The following is a 23,636-nucleotide window of genomic DNA, read 5'->3' as shown; positions in this document are numbered from 1 at the left end:
ACCGCCGTTGGCATTTGTTACGAGGCTGTTTTAATGCCGCTGTCCAACATCCGCATCATTCATCAGGACGCCGCTGTACTGGTGGTCGACAAACCCACCTTGCTGCTTTCGGTGCCCGGTCGCGCTGACGACAACAAGGACTGCCTGATTACCCGTTTGCAGGAAAACGGCTACCCGGAAGCGCGCATCGTCCATCGCCTGGACTGGGAAACCTCCGGCATCATTTTGCTCGCGCGTGACGCCGACACTCATCGCGAACTGTCGCGCCAGTTTCACGACCGCGAAACCGAAAAGGCCTACACCGCGTTGGCCTGGGGTCAGCCGGAACTCGACAGTGGCAGCATCGACTTGCCGCTGCGTTACGACCCACCGACCAAGCCGCGTCATGTGGTCGACCATGAATTCGGCAAGCATGCGCTGACTTTCTGGCGTGTGCTGGAGCGTTGCGGTGACTGGTGTCGTGTAGAGCTGACGCCGATTACTGGCCGTTCGCATCAATTGCGCGTGCACATGCTGTCGATCGGGCATCCGCTGCTCGGTGATGGGCTCTACGCCCATGAGCAGGCGCTGGCGGCATGGCCCCGTTTGTGCCTGCACGCGAGCATGCTCAGCTTTACTCATCCGCAAACCGGCGAACGCCTGCGCTTCGAGTGCCCCGCGCCGTTCTGAAAGACCACACTGACTCCCTGTGGGAGCGAGCCTGCTCGCGAAAGCGGTTTCACATTCAGCATTGATGTTGACTGATCAATCGCTTTCGCGAGCAGGCTCGCTCCCACAAGGGTTCGGGTGCAGATTCAATTCCCCGGCCGATGCGTTAAACTCCCGCCCATTGCTGTCTGGAGTTTCTTATGCGCGAAGAGTTGAACCAAGGCCTGATCGACTTTCTCAAGGCCTCCCCTACCCCGTTCCACGCCACCGCCAGTCTGGTGCAGCGTCTGGAGGCTGCCGGTTACGTGCGCCTCGACGAGCGTGAGCCATGGACCACCGAGCCTAACGGCCGCTACTACGTCACCCGTAACGACTCTTCGATCGTCGCGATCAAAATGGGCCGCACCTCCCCCCTGCACGGCGGCATCCGCCTGGTTGGCGCACACACCGACAGCCCGTGCCTGCGGGTCAAGCCGCAACCGGAACTGCAGCGTCAGGGCTTCTGGCAACTGGGCGTTGAAGTCTACGGCGGTGCGTTGCTGGCACCGTGGTTCGACCGCGACCTGTCGCTGGCCGGCCGCGTCACCTTCCGCCGCGACGGCAAAGTCGAAAGCCAATTGATCGACTTCAAGGCGCCAATCGCGATCATTCCGAACCTGGCCATTCACCTCAACCGTGAAGCCAATCAGGGCTGGGCGATCAACGCGCAGACCGAACTGCCACCAATCCTCGCGCAATTTGCCGGTGACGAACGCGTCGACTTCCGTGCCGTACTCACCGATCAACTGGCCCGCGAACATGGCTTGAACGCCGACGTCGTGCTCGATTACGAGCTGAGCTTCTACGACACGCAAAGTGCTGCAGTGATTGGCCTCAATGGCGACTTCATTGCCGGCGCGCGCCTCGATAACCTGTTGTCGTGCTACGCCGGCCTGCAAGCCTTGCTCACCGCCGAAACCGACGAAACCTGCGTGCTGGTGTGCAACGACCACGAAGAAGTCGGTTCCTGCTCGGCCTGCGGTGCCGACGGCCCGATGCTCGAACAGACCCTGCGCCGTCTGCTGCCGGAAGGTGACGAGTTCGTCCGCACCATCCAGAAATCCCTGCTGGTCTCGGCCGACAACGCCCACGGTGTACACCCCAACTACGCCGAAAAGCACGACGCCAACCACGGCCCGAAACTCAACGCCGGCCCGGTGATCAAGGTCAACAGCAACCAGCGCTATGCGACCAACAGCGAAACCGCCGGCTTCTTCCGTCATCTGTGCATGGCCGAAGAAGTCCCGGTGCAAAGCTTCGTGGTACGCAGCGACATGGGCTGTGGCTCGACCATCGGCCCGATCACCGCCAGCCACCTCGGCGTGCGCACCGTTGATATCGGCCTGCCGACCTTCGCCATGCACTCGATCCGCGAACTGTGCGGCAGCCACGACCTGGCGCACCTGGTTAAAGTGCTCAGCGCGTTCTACGCCTGCCGCGAGTTGCCGTAAAACTTCGCCAGCAGACTGGCTCCCACCCTGGAATGCATTCCAAACTGTGGGAGCGAGCCTGCTCGCGAAAGCGCCAGTTCAGACCCTACAAATTTCATCCTGAAACCGGCTCAATTCTGATACACATCAGAACCGCTCCGCCAAAACCGACCTAGACTTACATCATTCATTTCGACAAGGCAGTCTCCATGATCTCGATGTCTTCGTTCCACGCCATGCTCGTTCCGATTCTGAGCGGAATGATCCTGCTGGCCATCGGCTTCAACTTCCGCGACAAGAACGCCGGGGTGTTTGCCATGTGGGTCGGCATGCTGACGATCCTCGCCACCGTGGTGTACAAGATCCTCGCCAAACTCAACGAATAAATCCGCACCCGGCTCGCATTGACGGGGTGGGCCTCGTACACTCCAGCGAATCCGCCCCTTGCGAGGTTGATCGCCTAGTGTTCGCTCGTCTTTTTGCTTTGCCCAGTCTGTTCCTCGTCTGCCTGATGACGCTGTTGCCGCTGGCGCCCGCCCACGCGGTCGGCTTGCCCGGTCTGCTCAACACCAACAAAGCCCAACCGGAAGCCCAGGAACCGCTCGGCCAGTCCCTCGACGAAGTCATCAAGTCGCTGGAAAACGACAAGCAACGCGCACAGCTGCTGACCGATCTGAAGAAGCTGCGCGACGCCACCAAAAAGGCTCAGGCCAGCCCTGAAGAAGGCGTGCTCGGCTTGATCGGCGGCACCCTCGCTAACTTCGAAAAACAATTCACCGGCGCCGACAGCCCGCTCAACCGCTGGGGCAACGAGTTCGAACAGGCCAAGGACGAACTGAGCGCGATGATGCTGCCGGCCAACGAATGGCTGCCGATCATCTTCGGTTTCGCCATGATTCTGATGGTGTGGAGTCTGCTCGCCGCTGCGCTGATCTGGCTCGGTCACCGGGTGCGCATGCGCTTCGGCCTCACCGAAGAATTGCCGCAACACCCCAAGGCCCTCGACATGCTGCGCTTCGCTTTGCGCAAGCTCGGGCCGTGGCTGATCGCGTTGGTGATGACCGTCTACATGAGCTACGCCCTGCCGTCGTCGCTGGGCAAAAGCCTGGCGATGGTGCTGGCCTATGCGCTGGTGGTCGGCACCTGCTTCTCGGCGATCTGCGTGATCGCGTTTTCCCTGCTCGATGGCCCGCACCGCCATCGTGCGCTGTATATCCTGCGTCATCAGGCGTTCCGTCCGCTGTGGCTGATCGGCAGCTTCGCCGCGTTCGGCGAAGCGTTGAATGATCCGCGCCTGATCGAAAGCCTCGGCGTGCATCTGGCCCACACCGCCGCAACCATCGCCAATGTCCTCGCGGCACTGTCGACCGGCCTGTTCATTCTGCGTTTCCGTCGACCGATCGCGCACTTGATCCGCAACCAGCCGCTGTCACGACGCCTGACCCGCCGCGCCCTCAGCGACACCATCGAAATCCTCGGCACCTTCTGGTACGTGCCGGCGCTGGTGCTGGTCGGCATCTCGCTGTTTGCAACGTTCGTTTCCGCCGGCGACACCAGCACCGCACTGCGCCAGTCACTGATCTGCACCGTGTTGCTGGTGTTGTGCATGGTGATCAACGGCCTCGTGCGCCGTCACTCACTGAAACCGCAACGCGGGCCGAAACGTCACGCGCTGTATTCGGAGCGGCTGAAAAGCTTCTTCTACACCCTCGCGCATCTGCTGGTGTGGCTGGTCTTCATCGAACTCGGCCTGCGCGTCTGGGGCCAGTCGCTGATCGGTTTCGCCGAGGGCGAAGGGCATGATGTCAGCGTCAAACTGTTCAGCCTGATCGGCACACTGATTTTCTCCTGGCTGATCTGGATCCTCGCCGACACCGCTGTACACCACGCCCTCACCCGCTCGCGCAAAGGCCTGGCGAATGCCCGTGCGCAAACGATGATGCCGCTGATCCGCAACGTGCTGTTCGTGGCGATCTTCATCATTGCGCTGATCGTCGCGCTGGCGAACATGGGCATGAACGTCACGCCACTGCTGGCCGGTGCCGGTGTGATCGGTCTGGCCATCGGTTTCGGTGCACAGTCGCTGGTCGCGGACTTGATTACCGGCCTGTTCATCATCATCGAAGACTCGCTGGCCATCGATGACTACGTCGACGTCGGCGGCCACCTCGGCACCGTCGAAGGCCTGACCATCCGCACCGTGCGCCTGCGCGACATCGATGGCATCGTCCACACCATCCCGTTCAGCGAAATCAAAAGCATCAAGAACTACTCCCGCGAATTCGGCTACGCGATCTTCCGCGTCGCGGTGCCGTACAACATGGAAATCGACGACGCGATCAAACTGATGCGTGAAGTCGGGCAGAAGATGCGTACCGATCCGCTACAGCGGCGCAATATCTGGTCGCCGCTGGAGATTCAGGGTGTCGAGAGTTTCGAATCCGGCAGCGCGATTCTGCGCGCGCGGTTCAAGACTGCGCCGATCAAACAATGGGAAGTGTCCCGAGCCTTCAACCTGTCGCTCAAACGCCACCTCGACGAAGCCGGACTCGATCTGGCAACGCCGCGCATGAGCGTGCAAGTGATCACTGCCGGTGGCGGTCAGCCGAAGGAATAGCACTCAGGCGCGCGGTTGCAGTCACAGGCAGGGAAGCCCGACAACAATAATCAAGGAGAACCCGATGCAACTGACGCGCATTGCCCAAGCCGTTCTATTCACCCTGTTCGCCAGCCACGCTGGCGCCGCAACGCTGGAAAGCACCCGCACGCAAATCGCCGAACAAGCGCAAAAGCTTGAGCCGGAACTGCTGGAAACCCGCCGCGACATCCACGCTCATCCAGAACTCGGCAACACTGAAAAACGCACCGCCGAACTGGTCGCCAAACAACTCAAGGCCATGGGCCTGGAAGTGAAAACCGGCGTCGCCCGTACCGGCGTGGTCGCCGTCCTCAAAGGCGCCCTGCCCGGCCCGACCGTGGCCCTGCGCGCCGACATGGACGCGCTGCCGGTCAAGGAAGTCGCCGACCTGCCGTTCGCCTCGAAAGCCAAAGGCATCTATCTGGACAAAGAAGTCGACGTCATGCACGCCTGCGGCCACGACGCCCACACCGCGATCCTGCTGAGCACGGCGAAAATTCTCACGGGCATGCGCGACACCCTGCCCGGCACCGTGGTGTTCTATTTCCAGCCCGCCGAGGAAGGCCCGAGCGACTTCATCCCCGACGGCAAAAACACCTGGGGCGCGAAAATGATGGTAGAGGAAGGCGTGATGAAATCACCGAAACCCGACGCCGTTTTCGGCCTGCACGTCTGGGCCGGCGTCCCCGCCGGCCAGATCGCCTACCGCCCCGGCGCCACCCTCGCCAGCTCCGACGACCTGCGCATCAAAATCCTCGGCAAACAAACCCACGCCGGCCGCCCATGGGACGGCATCGACCCGATCACCGTCGGCGCACAAACCATCGTCGGCCTGCAAACCGTGGTCAGCCGCCGCACCGACATCTCCTCTTATCCGTCAGTGGTCAGCATCGGCACAATCAACGGCGGAACGCGCTACAACATCATTCCCGAAACGGTCGACATGACCGGCACGATCCGCTCCTACGACTACGGCATCCGCCAGAAACTGCATGCCGACGTACGCCAGACCGTGGAAAAAAATCGCCGAAAGCGGCGGCGCCAAAGCCGACGTCACCATCATCGAAAAATACGACCCGACCATCAACAATCCGGTGCTGACGGAAAAGATGCTGCCGACGTTGAAGTGGGCGGCCAAGGATGATGTGGTGAATGCACCGCTGGTGGGGGGCGCGGAAGATTTTTCGTTCTTTGCCAAGGAAGTGCCGGGGCTGTTTGTGTTTCTCGGCGTGACACCGAGGGATCAGGACATGAGCAAGGCAGCGCCGAATCATAATCCCGGGTTCTTTGTGGATGAGTCGGCGCTGGTGGTGGGCGTGAGGACATTGGCCTCGTTGGCGACGGATTATTTGTATGCCAATGCGGGGGTAGGCAAATAGGGATGAGGTGACTGTGGGGGCGCTTTCGCGAGCAGGCTCGCTCCCACATTTGGACTATATGCACCCTTCCAGAAATTGGTCGGCTGTCAGGCCGCCATCGCCAGCAGGGCTGGCTCCCACAGTTTTGATTTGCGAACAACCCACGCGGCAAAGCCGCCCCACTCAACACAATGAGCGCAAGCTCGAGTACCGCTCTTGATCTTGCCGTGCTGGCCCCTTCGGCAGGCTGAGTGGAGGGATTGATCCGGGGGTGGGCGCGCAGCGCCGTTCGACGAAGTCGAACACATCGAAAGGAGGTGCAGCGAAGCAAACCGGAAGCGATGCCCCCGGATCGATCCCGGAGCGAAGGAACCCCGAGCCCCAGCGAGCGGGCCGAACGCCGGGGCCCAGCCTTTTGCTTACTTTTCGGCGCCTGGAAAAGTGAGTCGCTGTAAGAGCGAAACCGCCAGCCGCGACACCCGCAGAAACGGATATTCACACAGAACCCAATAGCCTGGTCGGCCCACAGGCCGCCAAGGTCAAAGCTCAAAGCTCAAACAACATCAACCCCAACGTGAATCGCATCATGCCGCCAAAACTCCAGATCACAATCAATCAACCGCTCATGCTGATCATAATTGACCCGAGCAATCCGCAACCCCGGGCTCCCCACCGACACCCGTAAAGCCGCCGCCGCATCCACCGACAACGACGTAGGCACAATCTCAAAACGCACCCGCCCATAGTGCAAATCGTAATGCCGCGCATACAACTCGGTCATCGACTGATTCAAATCAAACTCAAGAATCCCCGGAAAAAACTGCGGATTCAAATAGTGCTCCACATACAACACCAACCGCCCATCAATCCGCCGTGACCGACAAATCTGAATCACACTCGACAACGCCGGCAACTGCAACCAGGCACACACCGCCGCCGACGCCGGCTGCAAACGTGCCGAAATCACCTCGGTCGACGGCACCCGCCCCTGCGCACTGACCATTGCGTGAAAGTGACTGCGCTGCATCAGGTTGTACGCCAGACGCGGCGGCGAAACGAACCAGCCCCGTCGCTCCTCGCGATAAATCTGCCCCTGCGCCTCCAACTGCAACAACGCCTCACGCACGGTAATCCGCGTCGTACCGAACAACTCACTGAGCTTGCGCTCGGCCGGCAACTTGCTGCCCGCCGCCAGCAACCCGTGATCGAGTTGTTCCTGCAGCACCTGGCCAATCGCTGTCACCGCTTTTGTTGCCTCATCGCGCATCAACGTTACCTATCTGGACTAGACCAGCACTGTTTCAGGGCAAAATCGCACGGCAATCGAGCCGTTGCGTGGTATTGCAAGCCTAGGCAGTGCAGATGACCGAGAGATGACAAAACTACCGAACGGTCGTCCTCATGACTTGCAATACATCGGCCAAGTCCCTTGTCCGCCGGGGCTTGGGCATGGTCTACGCTTATCTGGCAACCGCTGATACCGAGCAAACAAAAGACCTGCCGCAGGGCCGCCGACATCAAAGTGTCATCCAGCCCGCCTAAATTGGCTCAGGTATTGCTGACCTAGACCAACACACACCGCAATCGCAGCGTTGAACACGACCAAGGAGCTTCGGAATGAAACAGCTTTTCCTGGCAACACTGTTAGGCTCGACCATTGCAATGTGCACCTCCGCCATGGCGGCCGGCACCGATCTGAAAACCCTCGAAGCCGCTGCGAAAGCGGAAGGTGCCGTCAACAGCGTCGGCATGCCCGATGACTGGGCCAACTGGAAAGGCACCTGGGAAGACCTGGCCAAAACCTACGGCCTGAAACACATCGACACCGACATGAGCTCGGCCCAGGAAATCGCCAAGTTTGCCGCGGAAAAAGATAACGCCACCGCCGATATCGGCGACGTCGGTGCGGCCTTCGGCCCGATCGCGGTCAAGCAAGGCGTGGTGCAACCGTACAAGCCAAGCACCTGGGATCAGGTTCCGGACTGGGCCAAGGACAAGGACGGCAACTGGGCGCTGGCCTACACCGGCACCATCGCCTTCATCGTCAACAAAAAACTGCTGCACGGCTCCGAAGTACCGACCAAATGGGCAGACCTCAAGGGCGGCAAATACAAGGTTTCCATCGGTGACGTGAGCACCGCCGCACAAGCCGCCAACGGCGTTCTGGCTGCAGCACTGGCCAACGGTGGCGACGAGAAAAACATCAAGCCTGCGCTGCTGCTGTTCGCCGACATCGCCAAGCAAGGTCGTCTGTCGATGGCTAACCCGACCATCGCCACCATGGAAAAAGGCGAGATCGAAGTCGGTGTGGTCTGGGACTTCAACGGCCTCAGCTACAAAGCCAAGATGGCCAACCCGGATGACTACGTGGTGCTGATCCCGTCCGACGGTTCGGTGATTTCCGGCTACACCACGATCATCAACAAGTACGCGAAAAACCCGAACGCCGCCAAGCTGACCCGCGAATACATCTTCAGTGACGCCGGCCAGACCAACCTCGCGCGCGGCAACGCCCGTCCGATCCGCGCCGAACACCTGCAACTGCCGGAAGACGTGAAAGCCAAACTGCTGCCGAACGAGCAGTACAAAAAGGTCACCCCGATCAAAGACGCCGATGCGTGGGAAAAGACTTCCAAGGCCCTGCCACAGCAGTGGAACGAGGAAGTCATCGTAGAGATGAAATAAAGCGACTGATCACTACTGTGTGATCTGAAACAAATCCCCATGTAGGAGTGAGCCTGCTCGCGATAGCGGTAATTCAGTCAACATTGTCGTTGAATGTTCAACAGCTATCGCGAGCAGGCTCACTCCTACAGGGGATCTCGGTTGAATCTGAAATTTCCTGTTTCGCGGAGTTTTTGCCCCTATGAAGCACAACGTCATCCTTGTCGTGCTCGACGGCCTCAACTACGAGGTCGCGCGTCACGCCATGGGGCATCTGCAGGCTTATGTTGGCGCAGGACGCGCCGCGCTCTATCAACTGGAGTGCGAACTGCCGGCCCTGTCCCGACCGCTTTATGAATGCATCCTCACCGGCGTGCCGCCGATCGACAGCGGCATCGTCCACAACAACGTCTCGCGCTTGTCCAATCAGCGCAGCATTTATCACTACGCCCGCGATGCCGGCCTGAAAACCGCGGCAGCGGCGTATCACTGGGTTAGCGAGTTGTATAACCGTTCGCCGTTCGTGGCAGCACGCGACCGCCACACCGACAATCTGTCGCTGCCGATCCAGCACGGGCATTTCTACTGGAGCGATCACTACCCGGACTCGCACCTGTTCGCCGACGCAGAAAACCTGCGCCTGCGCCACGATCCGGATTTCCTGCTGATCCATCCGATGAACATTGACGACGCCGGGCACAAACACGGCCTCGACTCTTCGCAATACCGCAACAGCGCGCGCTTCGCCGACATCATCCTCGCCGACTATCTGCAGAACTGGCTCGACGCTGGCTATCAGGTATTGGTGACCGCCGACCACGGCATGAACAACGATCGCTCGCACAACGGCCTGCTGCCGGAAGAGCGTCAGGTGCCGCTGTTTGTCCTCGGTGACGCGTTCAGCCTCAACGCTGACGCCGCACCGAAGCAGACCGAAATCTGCGGCACGGTCTGCGAACTGCTCGGCGTGCCCCATGACAAACCGGTGTGCCGGGAGTTGCTCAAGTGAACTCAATGACTCGCGGTAAATGGCTGGCAGCCCTGTGCGTGGTGCCCTTCGCGCTGTTCTTTATCGTCTTCGAAATCGCTCCGCTGACCTGGGTGATGATCAGCAGCCTGCAATCAGAAGAATTCGGCTGGGGCTTGGCCAACTTCAGCAAGATCTTCAGCTCGAAGTTCTATTTGCAGGCGATCCAGTACAGCCTCGAAATCAGTTTCTGGTCGAGCGTGTTCGGCATCATCATTGCCGTACTGGGTGCGTATTCCCTGCGCCGGGTCGATTCGAAACTGCGCAATTTCGTGAATGCCTTCGCCAACATGACCAGCAATTTTTCCGGCGTACCCTTGGCCTTCGCGTTCATCATCCTGCTCGGTTTCAACGGCAGCATCACGATCATGCTGAAGCAGTCGGGGATCATTCAGGATTTCAACCTGTACTCGAAAACCGGGCTGATCATCCTCTACACCTACTTCCAGATTCCCCTTGGTGTGCTGCTGCTCTATCCCGCCTTCGACGCCTTGCGTGAAGACTGGCGCGAGTCCGCCGCACTGCTTGGCGCCAATGGCTGGCAATTCTGGCGGCATATCGGCTTGCCGGTGCTGACCCCGGCGCTGCTCGGTACATTCGTGATCCTGCTGGCCAACGCCCTCGGTGCCTACGCCACGGTGTACGCGTTGACGACGGGCAACTTCAACGTCCTGCCGATCCGCATTGCGGCGATGGTCTCCGGCGATATTTCCCTCGATCCGAATCTGGCCAGCGCTTTGGCCGTGGTGCTGGTGGCGCTGATGACCATCGTCACCGTCGTGCATCAACTGCTGTTGAAGAGGAGCTACCATGTCTCGCGCTGAATCCGGCCCGGCCGGCCTCTACCACCGCGTCGTGGTTTATCTGTTGTTCGCCATCCTCTTGCTGCCACTCGTGGGCACGCTGGTCTATTCGATCGCCAGCAGTTGGTCGGCGACCATCCTGCCCAGCGGTTTCACCTTCAAGTGGTACATCCAGTTGTGGAGCGATCCGCGCTTTCTTCACGCCTTCGGCCAGTCGCTGCTGGTGTGTGTCGGCGCGCTGGTGCTGTCGGTGGTACTGATCCTGCCGCTGCTGTTCGTGGTGCATTACCACTTTCCGAAACTCGATGCGCTGATGAACATCCTCATCCTGCTGCCCTTCGCGGTGCCGCCAGTGGTGTCGTCGGTGGGACTGTTGCAACTTTACGGTTCCGGGCCGATGGCGATGGTCGGCACGCCGTGGATTCTGATCGGTTGCTACTTCACCGTGGCGCTGCCGTTCATGTACCGGGCGATCACCAACAACCTGCAAGCGATCAACCTGCGAGACCTGATGGACGCTGCGCAACTGCTCGGCGCCAGCACCTTTCAGGCAGCGTTTCTGGTGGTGCTGCCGAACCTGCGCAAAGGCCTGATGGTCGCGTTGCTGCTGTCGTTCTCGTTCCTGTTCGGTGAGTTCGTCTTCGCCAATATTCTGGTCGGCACGCGTTACGAAACCTTGCAGGTTTATCTGAACAACATGCGCAACAGCAGCGGCCACTTCACCAGCGCGCTGGTTATTTCGTATTTCTTTTTCGTGCTGGTCCTGACCTGGATCGCCAACATCTTGAACAAGGACAAAAGCGAATGAGCTATGTCAGCGTCCAACACCTGCAGAAAAGTTACGCCGGCACCACCGTGTTCAGCGACATTGACTGCGAGATCAACAAGGGCGAGTTCGTCACCCTGCTCGGCCCCTCCGGCTGCGGCAAGTCGACCCTGCTGCGTTGCATTGCCGGTCTGACGCCGGTCGATGGCGGCAAGATTCTGCTGGATGGCGTCGATATCGTGCCGTTGAGTCCGCAGAAACGCGGGATTGGCATGGTGTTTCAGAGTTATGCGCTGTTCCCCAATATGACCGTCGAGCAAAACGTCGCCTTCGGTTTGCGCATGCAGAAGGTCAATGCCGACGACAGCCATAAACGCGTTTCCGAGGTGTTGAAACTTGTTGAACTGAACGACTTCGCCAGCCGCTATCCACATCAACTGTCCGGCGGACAATGTCAGCGCGTGGCCCTCGCCCGCTCGCTGGTCACACGTCCGCGTTTGCTGCTGCTCGATGAGCCGCTGTCGGCGCTCGATGCGCGGATTCGTAAACACCTGCGTGAACAGATCCGCCAGATTCAGCGCGAACTCGGCCTGACGACGATTTTCGTCACCCACGATCAGGAAGAAGCGCTGACCATGTCTGATCGCATTTTCCTGATGAATCAGGGAAAAATCGTACAAAGCGGCGATGCCGAAACCTTGTACACCGCACCCGTCGATGTGTTCGCCGCAGGCTTCATCGGCAACTACAACCTGCTCGATGCCGACGATGCGTCGAAGCTGCTGCAGCGCCCGATCAGCCACCGCATCGCCATTCGCCCGGAAGCCATCGAATTGAGCCTCGAAGGTGAACTCGACGCGCAGATCCGTAGCCACAGCCTTCTTGGCAACGTCATCCGCTACCGGATCGAAGCGCGCGGCGTGGAACTGGTGGTGGATGTGCTCAACCGCTCGGCGGCCGATCTCCATCCCGACGGTCAGCGTCTGGCGCTTTCCATCGATCCAACGGCCCTGTGTGAGGTAGCCTGATGACTTTGCTGACGTTGAAGAGAGAACTGCACTGATGGCCCTGGCAATTTTTGATCTGGACGAAACCTTGATCCACGGCGACTGCGCCACCCTCTGGAGCGAGCAGATGGGGCGCCTGGGCTGGGTCGATCCCGAGTCGTTCATGCGCAAGAACAACGAACTGATGGACGCCTACAGCCATGGCAAATTGCGCATGGAAGACTACATGGAATTCAGCCTGGAGCCCTTGATCGGGCGTACGCCGGAAGAAGTCGAACACCTGGTCGGGCCATGGGTTGAAGACTTCATCGAACCGATCATCTTCAGCGACGCGACCAAAACCATCGCCGCCCACCGCAAGGCCGGCGACCGGATTCTGGTGATCTCGGCGTCAGGCACGCACCTGGTCAGACCGATTGCCGATCGATTGGGCATTGATGAAATTCTGGGGATTGAACTGGAAGTCGCCCATGGCGTTTACAGTGGGCATACCGTTGGCACCCTGACCTACCGCGAAGGCAAGATCACCCGTTTGCTGGAATGGCTGGATGCTGAAGAAGAGAACCTGGAAGGTGCGAGTTTCTATTCCGACTCACGCAATGATCTGCCGTTGTTGCTGAAAGTGGATTTCCCGCACGTGGTGAATCCAGACCCAGTGCTGCTGGAACACGCCGAAAAGGCCAACTGGCCAATCCATCTCTGGAAATGACAAAGATTTAATCTGCACAGGCAGGCTGATATTCCAAACCTGAGTTCGACCCGATGCATCAGGTCGATGTAGCCCGACAGAACAACCCGGTCAGTCCCCTCTCCCTTTGGGAGAGGGTTAGGGTGAGGGGCTTTTCCGTGCTCAGCTCAGACTGTCGTCGATCACCAAAACCAGTTTTCCAGCAACAGTATTGCTCGCCAACTCCGCAAACGCCGCCTCGGCATCCTTCACCGCAAACGCGTTGGCCAACTGTGGACGCAACCGCCCTTCAGCAAACAACGGCCACACCTGCTGGCCCAGATCACTCAACAGATCCGCCTTGAACTGATCGTCACGACTGCGCAACGTCGAGCCCAGCAGTTGCACACGCTTGGCCAAGACCTGCGCCAGATCCAGTTTCGCCTCACGACCGCCCATCAAACCGATCAACACCCATCGCCCATCCAGCGCCATCAGCTTGAGATTCAACGCCGAATAATTGCCACCCACCGGATCGAGAATCACATTGAACGGCCCGAAATCACGCAGGCTCTCCAGATCATCGGTGCGCACCACCCCGCCCTGCGCGCCCAGCGCCTCGCAATAAGCCAAACGTTCGGTCGAACCGACGCTGACCCAACACGGATTGCCAAACGCCTTGCACAACTGAATGGCGGCTGAACCGATTCCACTTGCGCCGGCGTGCAAGAGAACTTTCTCACCCGGTTTGAGCGCCGCAAGTTGAAACACATTCAGCCAGACTGTTGCATAAACCTCGGGCAATGCTGCCGCCTCGATCAGCGAGACGCCTTCGGGAACCGGCAGCACGTGCCGCCCGTCAACCACCACCTCTTCGGCCATGCCGCCCCCGGCCAGCAAGGCGCAAACCCGATCGCCGACCTGCCACGCACTGCCCGCGCCGACCTCGCTGATGACCCCTGAGCACTCAAGACCAAGCACTTGGCTGGCCCCTGGCGGCGGCGGATAGAGCCCTGCTTTCTGTAATAAATCGGCGCGATTGAGACCCGCAGCCGCCACTCGGATGCGGACTTGTCCTACATCGCACGTAGGACTCGGCTCTTCAACCCATGCCACTTGACCGTCAACGCCTTGCAATGCCTTCACAGTGCCTCCATAGTGAGTCTGGACTGAGCCCGAAGCTGTAGCGCCGGGCTTTTTGCATTATGCGACCGGCTCTCGTAGAACCGGCGACTTCAAAGACGGCCTAATATGCGTTATCAATTGTCCCCGCGTCGAATCAGCATGAAGCATTTGCTCCCCAGCACCGCCCTCGCTCTTTTCATCGGTATCGGTTTGTTGCCGGTGTCGGGCAATACATTCGCAGCCAACAGCTGGGACAAATTGCAGCCTGATCGCGATGAAGTCATCGCCAGCCTGAACGTCGTCGAGTTGCTCAAGCGTCACCACTACAGCAAGCCGCCGCTCGACGATGCGCGCTCGGTGATCATCTACGACAGCTACCTCAAGCTGCTGGATCCGTCGCGCAGCTACTTCATGGCCAGCGACATCACCGAATTCGACAAGTGGAAGACGCAGTTCGACGACTTCCTCAAAAGCGGCGACCTCAACGCCGGGTTCACCATCTACAAGCGCTATCTGGACCGCGTCAAGTCGCGTCTGGACTTCGCCCTTGCCGAGCTGAACAAAGGCGTCGACAAGATGGACTTCACCACCAGGGAAACCTTGCTGATCGATCGCAAGGACGCCCCTTGGCTCAAATCCACCGCTGAACTCGACGACCTGTGGCGAAAACGCGTCAAGGACGAAGTGCTGCGGATGAAGATCGCCGGCAAAGAGCCGAAGCAGATCCAGGAAACCCTGACCAAGCGCTACAAAAATCAGTTGGCGCGCCTGGACCAGACCCGTCCGGAAGACATCTTCCAGGCGTACATCAACACCTTCGCCATGTCTTACGATCCGCACACCAACTATCTGTCGCCGGATAACGCGGAAAACTTCGACATCAACATGAGCCTGTCCCTCGAGGGCATCGGTGCCGTGTTGCAGAGCGACAACGACCAGGTGAAAGTCGTGCGTCTGGTGCCGGCAGGCCCGGCCGACAAGACCAAACAGGTCGCCCCGGCCGACAAGATCATCGGCGTTGCCCAAGGCAACAAAGAAATGGTCGACGTGGTTGGCTGGCGTCTGGACGAAGTGGTCAAACTGATCCGTGGTCCGAAAGGCACCGTGGTGCGTCTGGAAGTGATTCCGGCGAGCAATGCGCCGAACGACCAGACCACCAAGATCGTGCCGATCACCCGGGAAGCGGTGAAGCTCGAAGACCAGGCCGTGAAGAAGTCCGTGCTCAACCTGAAACAGGACGGCAAGGACTACAAACTCGGCGTCATCGAGATTCCAGCCTTCTACCTCGACTTCAAGGCGTTCCGTGCCGGTGATCCGGATTACAAGAGCACTACCCGCGACGTCAAGAAGCTGCTCACCGAGCTGCAGAAAGACAAAGTCGACGGCGTGGTCATCGACCTGCGCAACAATGGAGGCGGTTCCCTGCAGGAAGCCACCGAGCTGACCAGTCTGTTCATCGACAAAGGCCCGACCGTACTCGTACGTAATGCCGATGGCCGTGTCGACGTACTCGAAGATGAAAACCCGGGCGCGTTCTACAAAGGCCCGATGGCGTTGCTGGTCAACCGCTTGTCCGCTTCGGCTTCGGAGATCTTCGCCGGCGCCATGCAGGACTACCACCGCGCGCTGATCATCGGTGGCCAGACCTTCGGTAAAGGCACCGTGCAGACCATTCAACCGCTGAACCATGGCGAACTGAAGCTGACGCTGGCCAAGTTCTACCGTGTGTCCGGTCAGAGCACCCAGCATCAAGGCGTGCTGCCGGATATCGACTATCCGTCGCTGATCGACACCAAGGAAATCGGCGAGAGCGCCCTGCCGGAAGCCATGCCGTGGGACACCATCCGCGCGGCAATCAAACCGGCGGCCGATCCGTTCAAGCCGTTCCTGGCCCAGCTCAAGTCCGAGCATGACACGCGCACCGCCAAGGATGCCGAGTTCGTGTTCATCCGCGACAAGCTGGCCCTGGCGCAGAAACTGATGGAAGAAAAAACCGTCAGCCTTAACGAAGCCGAGCGCCGTGCCCAGCACAACGACATCGACGCCAAGCAACTGACGATGGAAAACATCCGTCGCAAAGCCAAAGGCGAAGAACCGCTCAAAGAGCTGAAGAAGGAAGATGAAGACGCCCTCGCGGCGGCCGACCCGGACAAGGTCAAACCAGAAGACGATGCCTACCTGAGCGAAACCGGGCGCGTGTTGCTGGATTACCTGAAGCTGAGCAATCAGGTGGCCAAGAAGTAAGGTGATGGCAATTTAATGCTGACGATCCTCGGATCGTCATCAAACAGTCATCATTCTGTCGTGCAATAAAGGACTGGGAGCCACTCTCTTCATCGAGAACGCTCCCAGTCCTTTTTTTATCGCCAGAGATTGCCATGACCACGACCGAACAGCTGAGTGCCTTGAGCTCGATCCTGACTCAAAGCGGTTTACACAGCCTGTTCCAACCGATCATCTCTCTCTCGGAACGCCGCATTCTCGGCTACGAAGCCCTCACCCGTGGCCCGTCCAACAGCCCTCTTCACTCGCCCATCGCACTGTTCGCCGTGGCACGTCAGGCCGGACGTTTGAGCGAACTGGAGATCGCCTGCCGCCAGAGCGCTTGTCGCCGCTTCAACGAGCAGCAACTGCCGGGCAAACTATTTCTCAACGTCTCGCCGGAATCCTTGCTTGAAGCCGCGCATCAACCGGGGCGCACGTTGCAGTTGCTGCAGGATTTCGGCATTCCGCCCAGCCAGGTCGTCATCGAACTGACTGAACAAACGCCGATCGACGACTTTCAGTTGCTGCAAACTGCCTTGCATCACTATCGGGCAATGGGGTTTTCGATTGCACTGGATGATCTCGGTGCCGGCTATTCGAGCCTGCGGTTGTGGTCAGAACTTCGTCCGGACTACGTGAAGATCGATCGACACTTCATCGACGGCATTCATCAGGATGCGTTGAAGCGCGAGTTCGTCGGCTCGATTCTGCAAATCGCCAAAGCCTCTCGGGCGCAAGTCATCGCCGAAGGCATCGAGTTGCCGGAAGAACTCGCGGTGCTGACCGAGATGGGTGTCGATCTGGTTCAGGGTTACTTGCTCGGCCGCCCTCAGGAACACCCACCGCGCGATGCCCGCGCCTTGATGCCCAAACACGACAGCAGCAGCGTTGCGCTGAACGACGAAGGCAGCGACCTCAGCGCCCTGCTCAACGAGCAACCGGCCGTGCATCGCGACACACCCACCGCCAACGTACTGGAGGCCTTTCGCCGCCAGGCCAACCTCAATTCACTGGCGGTACTCGACGAACAAGGCCAACCCTGCGGCATCGTCCATCGTCATTCCCTGTCCGATGCCCTGCTCAAACCGTTCGCCACCGACCTGTTCGCCCGTAAACCGATCAGTCGCCTGATGAACGACGACTTCCTCGCCGTGGAAATGAGCCAGTCGCTGCAACAGATCAGCCGCCTGATCACCAGCCGTGCCCGCCAGCGCATCGAAGAGGACTTCATCATCACCCTCAACGGCGGGTATCTCGGCCTTGGCAGAGTGATCGACGTGCTCAAACTGATCACCGAACTGAAAATCCAACAGGCTCGCTACGCTAACCCACTGACTCTGCTGCCCGGCAATGTGCCGATCCAGCAGTGCCTGACTCGCCTGCTGCAACAAGGCCGAGAGTCGGTCATCTGCTACGTCGACATCGACAGTTTCAAACCCTTTAACGATATCTACGGCTACGGACGGGGTGATGAAGTTCTGCTGTGTCTGGCGCAATGCCTGAATGAACGGGTCGACCCGTCCCGCGACTTCGTTGGCCATATTGGCGGCGACGACTTCCTGCTCGTCCTCGGCCCGGAAGACTGGCGCAAACGCCTCAATCAACTGCTTGATGACTTTCAGAGCCAATGCCGACGCTTCTATCGCCCCGAACACCTTGAGGCGGGATGTTTTATTGCGCCGAATCGCCAAGGGGTGCGGCAGGAGTTTCCGCTGTTGTCGCTTTCCATTGGCGTGGTGCATCTACACCCTGAAGCCTGCGCACAACTCGACGCCAGTCAGCTTGCGGAAATGGCTTCCCAGGCGAAGCATCATGCGAAGAATGTTCCGGGGTATAGCGTGCACGTGATAGATAGTCTCACTGCTCCAGACCTCCATCCATCGCAACTAGTCGGCCAACGTTGATTCCTTCAACTTCGCGAATTAGCTAGATCAATCAAAATCACCATTGTGTTTGATCTTCAAGACTCGCCCGAAGTAAATCATCCTTCCATGACTCACTTACGACTTCGTATATATGTTCAAAAAAACCACGAGCGTCTATTATTTTTGTTTCGTCCCATGCGAGCACTCTCGGATCTTCATAGTTACTTTCAAACTCTCCAGAAAAATCAAAACAAGCATCCTGCAAATGACTTTCAATGAGATTATGAATCAAATATCTATGACGATAGGTTAAATAATCAAACTCCGGAACAATGAAATTTTTAATTATTTCTTGTCGATCAGCATACTTATTTGGATCATAATTCCACAATGCCTGACCAAGCGTCTCTTCCCGATCATAAATCGATATCCCACTCAGAACGTTAGAGAGCCGGGGCTCATATGGCAACCTTGTAAATGGTAGCATCAACATAAGTTCACCTATCTTGGAAAGCCAGTAAATGGTCGTGTAACATCTCGCTTGTCAAACTTCACTTCTGCCCCATCCAAGCTATCTATATAACGAGGATTGCTTAGATCTCTTGTATTGGGCTTGTAGCCACGGCCTGCCCCTGGCAGTTTCATCCTAACAATAGGGTTTTGGTCAGCATCATATCCTGTCGGCTCAGGATTTTTTTTATGCATTCTAGATAAAGCAAAATGCAACGCTCGAAATTGCATCATCCAACTACTGAATTGAGAGCTCGGGCCCACCATCCCTCTAACGCCTTTTTTTGTTGGATGCGAGCCGTCTATTGACCTCTGCTTTAAAGCTGCATCATCAATCTCTGGCCCATGTTTTTCTACTGAGTGCATTCTGTATTGTCTGTTCCAAGCTAATACCTGACGCTTAGCTTCAGCTTCATTTTGCGGCCCATCTTTGCCAACAGCCGGAACGACAGGCAACCCTTGATTTACATTAGGCTTGTTAGCCTGAGTTGGTACCGAGCACTTCTGGTTCTTATTTTTTTTGGGTGGAGGGCAGTTAGAGCTCAATCCCAACGGATCCACCCACCCTGTCGGATTCGGCACGTACTGGTACTGATTCAACCCACCAGCCAACTTGATCGGATCCGGTGTCAGATACCGCCCCAGCCTCGGGTCGTAATACCGGTGCCGGTTGTAATGCAGGCCGCTTTCGCCGTCGAAGTACTGCCCCTGAAAGCGCAGCGGCTGGTTCAGGTAGTCCTCGCCGGCCAAGGTCAGGGCGGCGACTTTGCCGTAGGCGTCGTATTGCGCGGACCAGACGATGTCGCCGCTGTAGTCGGTGAGTTCCTGCGGGGTGCCGAGGTGGTCGAGTTGGTAGTAGAACGGGCAGGCTTTTTTCGGACCTTTGCCGTCGAGCAGCGCGAGGGGGCGGAAGGTGCCGGGTTCGTAGACGTAGCTGCGGTATTCGCTTTCGCTGCTTTCGGCGACGAGGTGGTCGCCTTGCCAGAAGAACTCGGTGGTGGCGTCGCCGACGGTTTTGCGGATGCGCCGGCCGAAGGCGTCGTATTGGTAGGACGCGGTCTGGCCGTCCGGACGGGTCAGGCCGATCAGACGGTGCTGGCAGTCGTAGCGGTATTCAGTGACGAGAGTCTGCGCGCGACCACGACGCTCGCGGATCAGGTTGCCGAAGGCGTCGTAGTCGTAATGACGATCGCCCTGCATGAGCAGGCGGTTGCCTTTGATCTGGCTCGGGCCGGGACGGTCCTGCATCAGCAGGTTGCCGGCCGGGTCGTGGGCGAAGCTTTCCGGCAGTTCGTCGCGTGAGTGGCGTACGCGGATCAGCCGGTCGAGGGCGTCGTAACCGTAGGTGCGCTGGCCGTGGCGGCTGTCGGCAATGTGCGCGAGATTGCCGTTGGCGTTGTAGGCATAATCGCGGCGGTACAACGCATCGCGCTGATGGCCTACGGCGTGGGCGAGTAATCGTCCCTGATCGTCGTAGGAGTATTCGCTGAGCAGCAGGCCCTGCTGACGTTGTTGTTCGCGACCGGACTTATAGACGTGACGGGTCAGCGGCGTGCCGTTGAGGTCGATGTCGGTCAGCGCGCCGCCCTTGGCGTGGCGGTAGTCGAGCACGCTGTTGTCCGGCAGGCGCATGCGTTTGAGCTGGCCGCAGGCGTCGTAGCGGTAACGCAGGGTGCCCCAGCCCTGATGCTCGGTGATCAAGCGGTCCTGGCGGTCGTACTCGAAGGCCAGCGGGTGTTGCTGGCCGTCGTCGACGCCAATCAAACGGCCGAGACGGTCGTATTGGTAGGTGACCTTGAGGCCGTCGGGCAGGGTCTTGATCAGCAGACGCCCGGCAGCATCGCGCTCATACGCAGTGAGCAAACAAGAGCCGTCATCGCCGAACTCGGTCTTCTCCAGCAGATGGCCGTTGAGGTCATAGGCGTACGCCGTGCGCCGGCCGTCAAAACCGCTTTCCTGACGAATCAGCCCAGTCGGCGTGTAGTCGAGTCGGTACTTTTCCCCGGACTCGTTTTCGATCTCGGTGAGCAGCAGTTGCGCATGGTCGTAGCGGTACTGCACCCGCGTGCCGTCGGGGTTGATCCGCCGCGAGACAAGGTGCAGGTCATCGTCGTATTCGTAGCGGGTGATGCGCCCGAGTTCATCGCGCTCGGCGGTGACCTGACCGTAGGCGCCGTAGCTGTAGGCGCGGGTCGCACCGTCAGGAAATGTCGTCTGAATCAGTCGGCCAACGGCGTCCCAATGCTGACGGGTGACCGCAGCGTGTTCGTCTGCGGTTGTGGTCCGCCGCCCCAATGCATCGTAGGAAAAACGCCGCACGCCACCGTCGGGCAGGGTTTCCTCGGTCAACTGGCCGAGGGCATTCCACACCAGCCGATGGCGGCTGCTGTCCGGATAACGGATCGACAGCAACTGACCCCGGGTGTCGTAGTAGTAATGGGTGACCTGACCGTCGGGGTCGACCGCTTCGGTGACATCACCCTCGGCATTGCGCCGGTAGATCCACACCGCGTCACCGCGCGAACGGCGAAACAGGAAACCGTTGCGATACTCGTAGGACGTGGGCGCGTCATCCGGCGGAATCAGCGCAATCAGCCGTCCGACCTCGTCGTAGCGGTATTCGGTGACCGCGCCTAACGCATCCTGCTCGGCGATCAAGCGCCCGGCATCGTCATAAGCCTTGAGCTGCTCGCCACCGTCGGCCTCGACCTTGCGCACCAGCCGCGCCCGCTCGTCGTGGACGTACGTTTCTTCAGTGCCATCGACGTAATGCACCGCCACGCTGCCGTCGTCATTCCAGACGTAACGCGTGTCCATCTGCGAAAACGAGGCCCAGTGACGCACGCAACGCGCGGCTTTCCCCGACCGCTCCCACTCCCAGAAAAAACTCGCGCCGCCGGCCAGTTGCCGCTGCAGAATCACGTGCGTGTCGTCGTAGTCGTAACGCTCGCTTTCACCGACGGCGTTGGTCGCTTCGATCAGGTGCCGATAAGCGTCGTAGCGGTAACTGACCAGCGCTTGCTCGGTACTCCAGGCACCTTCGCGAAACACCTGATAATCCACACCGAGCAACTGCGCGCGGACATACCGCAACAGCAGCGAACGCCCGGCGCCGTTATCCAGTCGCTGCACCCGGTCAGATCGATCGCGCTGCACCGTCAGACGATTGCCATAGGCATCGCTGATCGCCGTCAGCCGTCCTGCACGAAAGTGATAAAACCGCGCCGCGTCCCCGGCCAGCGCGAGGATCAGTTCCTCCGGCTCATCGCCCAGAAAGATCGCCGCCCGCGACAGGCTGTTGTGAATCGCCGGGCGTTCAATACTCGGCAACGGAAAACGGGTACGCCGGTTTTCGTGATCGACCCAAACAACCTCATCAGCGAAAAATTCCAGCCGATGCGCCAGCGAATGGCTCCAGCCAAACCCCAGCCCGACATCGATCTCAGCGGCGCTAGAGCGATACAACCGCGTGAACTCAAACGGCAACACGCCATCAAGCACCCCATCAGTCAGGGTCAGCAGTTCCTCGCCAGTGACCATCGACACCGGACAACCGTTGGTGCAGGTGCGCGGCACGCAATCGGCGCTGTCGCCGTTGGGGTTTTTCGCCTGATCCGGCGAGTCGTCGTGAGGCTCGTCTTTCTTCAACAAGGTGTTGCGCTGCGCATCCCAGCGCAACTGCATCCGGCCCTTTTTCACCCCGGCGGCGATGCCGCGGGCGGCAACGGCTTTGTATTGATCGACGTATTTGATGAACCCTTCGACGATGCCGAACATCGCCTTCACCAAACGCTTCACCGCCGACAGCAATTGAACGGCGCGATCCGCCAGACGCAACGTCAGATAAGCGATGCCTGCGCCACCACTGACGAACGTCAGAACGACACTGATCAGCACATCGATGAGCAACTGCACCATCATCATCGACGCCGCTTCCGCGGTTTTGCCGGCGATTTCACTGGGCGACAGCATCTCCAGCCAAAGGCTGGCCGTGCGCAGCAATAAACACAATGCAGCTTCGTCACTGACCAGCAGTTGAAGCTTTTCCATGACGTCGGGGGCTGTCGCTGCCAGCGCCATCAACTGCGTGGCGCCCTCACCCAGCCGCTCGGCGAACGCTCCGGGATCCTTGAGAATGTCCGACAGCAGGCCAATGCTGTCCCACACCCCCTCGATCGCCGCCCAACTCCCGGCAAGCATGCCGTTGCCCGCTGCCGTCGCCACCGACTGCGACCACTGCGGTTTGAAACCCTGCCACTCGCTGCGTAACCAGCCGTCCAGCTCAGCGGTCAGGCCGTCATAGGCTTTGAACAGGGCCTCGACCTGACTCTCAGTGACCTCGCTGTGCACCTGCACCCGGTAGAACTTCCCCGCGACGCCTCTGAACGAGCCCTTGCCCTGCGCGTCGAGCGTCACGGGCGTGGTTTCACCACCATCCATGGCGATCACATCGACCACAATGTTGCCGAGCGCAATGTCGTACACCGACTCAAACTTGCTCTCGATCTCCATCACCCCGCCCTTCGGGCACTGGACGACGCCGGAGAAAAACTCGTTGTCGGTGCTGCTGACGACAGTGCTGTCGGCACCGAAGCGGATGACCCGCTCCATCCCCATCAACGACGGCAGATCCGCCGCGTGGCTGACCTTGTCCGCCGCTCGACTGGCCCAATGCCTGAGCTGTTCGCGGTAAATACTGAGGGTGGCGGGAAAGCTGTCGAGTGCTTGCTCGATGCGGGTGACGGCTTCCATCAGCGCACGCGGGTGTGCGAAGTGGACTGAATAAGTGGATCAAACATGAGCGTTCCCTCGCGCAAAAAAATT

General features: G+C 59.2%; 17 protein-coding genes and 1 pseudogene. 14 read left to right on the top strand and 4 right to left on the bottom strand.

The annotated features are described in order from the left end of the window. The first annotated feature begins 33 nt into the window (after positions 1-33). The 5 genes and pseudogenes from QOM10_RS08970 (at position 34) to QOM10_RS08950 (ending at position 6,134) form a co-directional block, all read left to right on the top strand. Positions 34-669 (top strand): RluA family pseudouridine synthase, encoded by a 636-nt coding sequence (locus tag QOM10_RS08970; RefSeq protein WP_007960625.1) that lies wholly within the window; start codon positions 34-36, stop codon positions 667-669. Positions 670-848: 179 nt separating this feature from the next. Beyond that, entirely contained in the window at positions 849-2,138 is a 1,290-nt protein-coding gene (locus tag QOM10_RS08965) for a M18 family aminopeptidase (RefSeq protein WP_034151767.1), read from the top strand. Positions 2,139-2,326: 188 nt separating this feature from the next. Beyond that, complete coding sequence (locus tag QOM10_RS08960) at positions 2,327-2,503, top strand: hypothetical protein (RefSeq protein WP_174245051.1); 177 nt, start codon at positions 2,327-2,329, stop codon at positions 2,501-2,503. 77 nt (positions 2,504-2,580) lie between these two features. Continuing rightward, on the top strand, positions 2,581-4,734 hold the full coding sequence (locus QOM10_RS08955) for a mechanosensitive ion channel family protein (RefSeq protein WP_316917891.1): 2,154 nt from the start codon (positions 2,581-2,583) through the stop codon (positions 4,732-4,734). A 64-nt stretch (positions 4,735-4,798) separates the two neighbouring features. Beyond that, positions 4,799-6,134: pseudogene (locus QOM10_RS08950) on the top strand (amidohydrolase). A 532-nt stretch (positions 6,135-6,666) separates the two neighbouring features. On the opposite strand, the gene QOM10_RS08945 reads toward QOM10_RS08950, so the two are convergent. Beyond that, positions 6,667-7,380 (bottom strand): UTRA domain-containing protein, encoded by a 714-nt coding sequence (locus QOM10_RS08945; RefSeq protein WP_007916338.1) that lies wholly within the window; start codon positions 7,378-7,380, stop codon positions 6,667-6,669. Between the two features lie 134 nt (positions 7,381-7,514). Between QOM10_RS08945 and QOM10_RS08940 the strand changes: the two genes are divergently transcribed. The 7 genes from QOM10_RS08940 to QOM10_RS08910 all read left to right on the top strand — a co-directional run bounded on the left by QOM10_RS08940 (position 7,515) and on the right by QOM10_RS08910 (position 13,089). Further along, a complete protein-coding gene (locus tag QOM10_RS08940) occupies positions 7,515-7,655 on the top strand; it encodes a hypothetical protein (protein ID WP_160038873.1) in 141 nt (46 codons plus the stop codon). A 75-nt stretch (positions 7,656-7,730) separates the two neighbouring features. After that, positions 7,731-8,798 (top strand): ABC transporter substrate-binding protein, encoded by a 1,068-nt coding sequence (locus tag QOM10_RS08935; protein ID WP_007916337.1) that lies wholly within the window; start codon positions 7,731-7,733, stop codon positions 8,796-8,798. A gap of 181 nt (positions 8,799-8,979) precedes the next feature. Then, positions 8,980-9,786: an alkaline phosphatase family protein gene (locus QOM10_RS08930; protein WP_137219056.1), complete on the top strand. Its 807-nt coding sequence runs from the start codon at positions 8,980-8,982 to the stop codon at positions 9,784-9,786. Between the two features lie 5 nt (positions 9,787-9,791). Continuing rightward, positions 9,792-10,628 (top strand): ABC transporter permease, encoded by an 837-nt coding sequence (locus tag QOM10_RS08925; RefSeq protein ID WP_410479219.1) that lies wholly within the window; start codon positions 9,792-9,794, stop codon positions 10,626-10,628. Beyond that, positions 10,615-11,415 carry an ABC transporter permease gene (locus QOM10_RS08920; RefSeq protein WP_007916333.1) on the top strand — a complete coding sequence of 267 codons (801 nt, stop codon included), beginning with the start codon at positions 10,615-10,617 and terminating at the stop codon, positions 11,413-11,415. The genes QOM10_RS08925 and QOM10_RS08920 overlap by 14 nt, the downstream gene beginning before the upstream one ends. Beyond that, positions 11,412-12,401: an ABC transporter ATP-binding protein gene (locus QOM10_RS08915; protein ID WP_316917890.1), complete on the top strand. Its 990-nt coding sequence runs from the start codon at positions 11,412-11,414 to the stop codon at positions 12,399-12,401. The genes QOM10_RS08920 and QOM10_RS08915 overlap by 4 nt, the downstream gene beginning before the upstream one ends. Positions 12,402-12,435: 34 nt before the next feature. Then, positions 12,436-13,089, top strand: coding sequence for an HAD family hydrolase (locus QOM10_RS08910; RefSeq protein WP_007916329.1), 654 nt, complete (start codon positions 12,436-12,438; stop codon positions 13,087-13,089). A gap of 141 nt (positions 13,090-13,230) precedes the next feature. Here QOM10_RS08910 and QOM10_RS08905 read toward each other — a convergent pair whose 3' ends face one another. After that, positions 13,231-14,193 carry a zinc-binding dehydrogenase gene (locus tag QOM10_RS08905; RefSeq protein WP_316917889.1) on the bottom strand — a complete coding sequence of 321 codons (963 nt, stop codon included), beginning with the start codon at positions 14,191-14,193 and terminating at the stop codon, positions 13,231-13,233. 138 nt (positions 14,194-14,331) lie between these two features. On the opposite strand from QOM10_RS08905, the gene QOM10_RS08900 reads away from it, so the two are divergent. Together QOM10_RS08900 and QOM10_RS08895 are read left to right on the top strand one after the other, a co-directional pair. Next, positions 14,332-16,416 carry a carboxy terminal-processing peptidase gene (locus QOM10_RS08900; RefSeq protein WP_176470064.1) on the top strand — a complete coding sequence of 695 codons (2,085 nt, stop codon included), beginning with the start codon at positions 14,332-14,334 and terminating at the stop codon, positions 16,414-16,416. Positions 16,417-16,550: 134 nt separating this feature from the next. Next, positions 16,551-18,341 carry a bifunctional diguanylate cyclase/phosphodiesterase gene (locus tag QOM10_RS08895; protein ID WP_316917888.1) on the top strand — a complete coding sequence of 597 codons (1,791 nt, stop codon included), beginning with the start codon at positions 16,551-16,553 and terminating at the stop codon, positions 18,339-18,341. Positions 18,342-18,378: 37 nt separating this feature from the next. Here the strand turns inward: QOM10_RS08895 and QOM10_RS08890 are convergent, their stop codons facing one another. Together QOM10_RS08890 and QOM10_RS08885 are read right to left on the bottom strand one after the other, a co-directional pair. Next, positions 18,379-18,795, bottom strand: a complete 417-nt coding sequence (locus QOM10_RS08890) for a hypothetical protein (RefSeq protein ID WP_150776496.1) — start codon at positions 18,793-18,795, stop codon at positions 18,379-18,381. 8 nt (positions 18,796-18,803) lie between these two features. Next, positions 18,804-23,564 (bottom strand): RHS repeat-associated core domain-containing protein, encoded by a 4,761-nt coding sequence (locus QOM10_RS08885; RefSeq protein ID WP_316917887.1) that lies wholly within the window; start codon positions 23,562-23,564, stop codon positions 18,804-18,806. Positions 23,565-23,636 lie beyond the last annotated feature (72 nt).

This window comes from Pseudomonas sp. P108 (genome assembly GCF_032613195.1).
In the GTDB taxonomy this organism is placed as follows: Bacteria; Pseudomonadota; Gammaproteobacteria; order Pseudomonadales; family Pseudomonadaceae; genus Aquipseudomonas.
Note: the sequence above shows the minus strand (reverse complement) of the source record. Positions and strands in the feature narration are given on the sequence as shown.

Bases quoted from the DNA above. Each gene is read 5' to 3' on its own strand.
- QOM10_RS08940 (WP_160038873.1), top strand. From the start codon at position 7,515: ATGACTTGCAATACATCGGCCAAGTCCCTTGTCCGCCGGGGCTTGGGC.
- QOM10_RS08960 (WP_174245051.1), top strand. From the start codon at position 2,327: ATGATCTCGATGTCTTCGTTCCACGCCATGCTCGTTCCGATTCTGAGC.
- QOM10_RS08895 (WP_316917888.1), top strand. From the start codon at position 16,551: ATGACCACGACCGAACAGCTGAGTGCCTTGAGCTCGATCCTGACTCAA.
- QOM10_RS08945 (WP_007916338.1), bottom strand. From the start codon at position 7,380: ATGCGCGATGAGGCAACAAAAGCGGTGACAGCGATTGGCCAGGTGCTG.
- QOM10_RS08910 (WP_007916329.1), top strand. From the start codon at position 12,436: ATGGCCCTGGCAATTTTTGATCTGGACGAAACCTTGATCCACGGCGAC.
- QOM10_RS08920 (WP_007916333.1), top strand. From the start codon at position 10,615: ATGTCTCGCGCTGAATCCGGCCCGGCCGGCCTCTACCACCGCGTCGTG.
- QOM10_RS08915 (WP_316917890.1), top strand. From the start codon at position 11,412: ATGAGCTATGTCAGCGTCCAACACCTGCAGAAAAGTTACGCCGGCACC.
- QOM10_RS08930 (WP_137219056.1), top strand. From the start codon at position 8,980: ATGAAGCACAACGTCATCCTTGTCGTGCTCGACGGCCTCAACTACGAG.
- QOM10_RS08890 (WP_150776496.1), bottom strand. From the start codon at position 18,795: ATGTTGATGCTACCATTTACAAGGTTGCCATATGAGCCCCGGCTCTCT.
- QOM10_RS08935 (WP_007916337.1), top strand. From the start codon at position 7,731: ATGAAACAGCTTTTCCTGGCAACACTGTTAGGCTCGACCATTGCAATG.
- QOM10_RS08970 (WP_007960625.1), top strand. From the start codon at position 34: ATGCCGCTGTCCAACATCCGCATCATTCATCAGGACGCCGCTGTACTG.
- QOM10_RS08885 (WP_316917887.1), bottom strand. From the start codon at position 23,564: ATGGAAGCCGTCACCCGCATCGAGCAAGCACTCGACAGCTTTCCCGCC.
- QOM10_RS08925 (WP_410479219.1), top strand. From the start codon at position 9,792: ATGACTCGCGGTAAATGGCTGGCAGCCCTGTGCGTGGTGCCCTTCGCG.
- QOM10_RS08900 (WP_176470064.1), top strand. From the start codon at position 14,332: ATGAAGCATTTGCTCCCCAGCACCGCCCTCGCTCTTTTCATCGGTATC.
- QOM10_RS08965 (WP_034151767.1), top strand. From the start codon at position 849: ATGCGCGAAGAGTTGAACCAAGGCCTGATCGACTTTCTCAAGGCCTCC.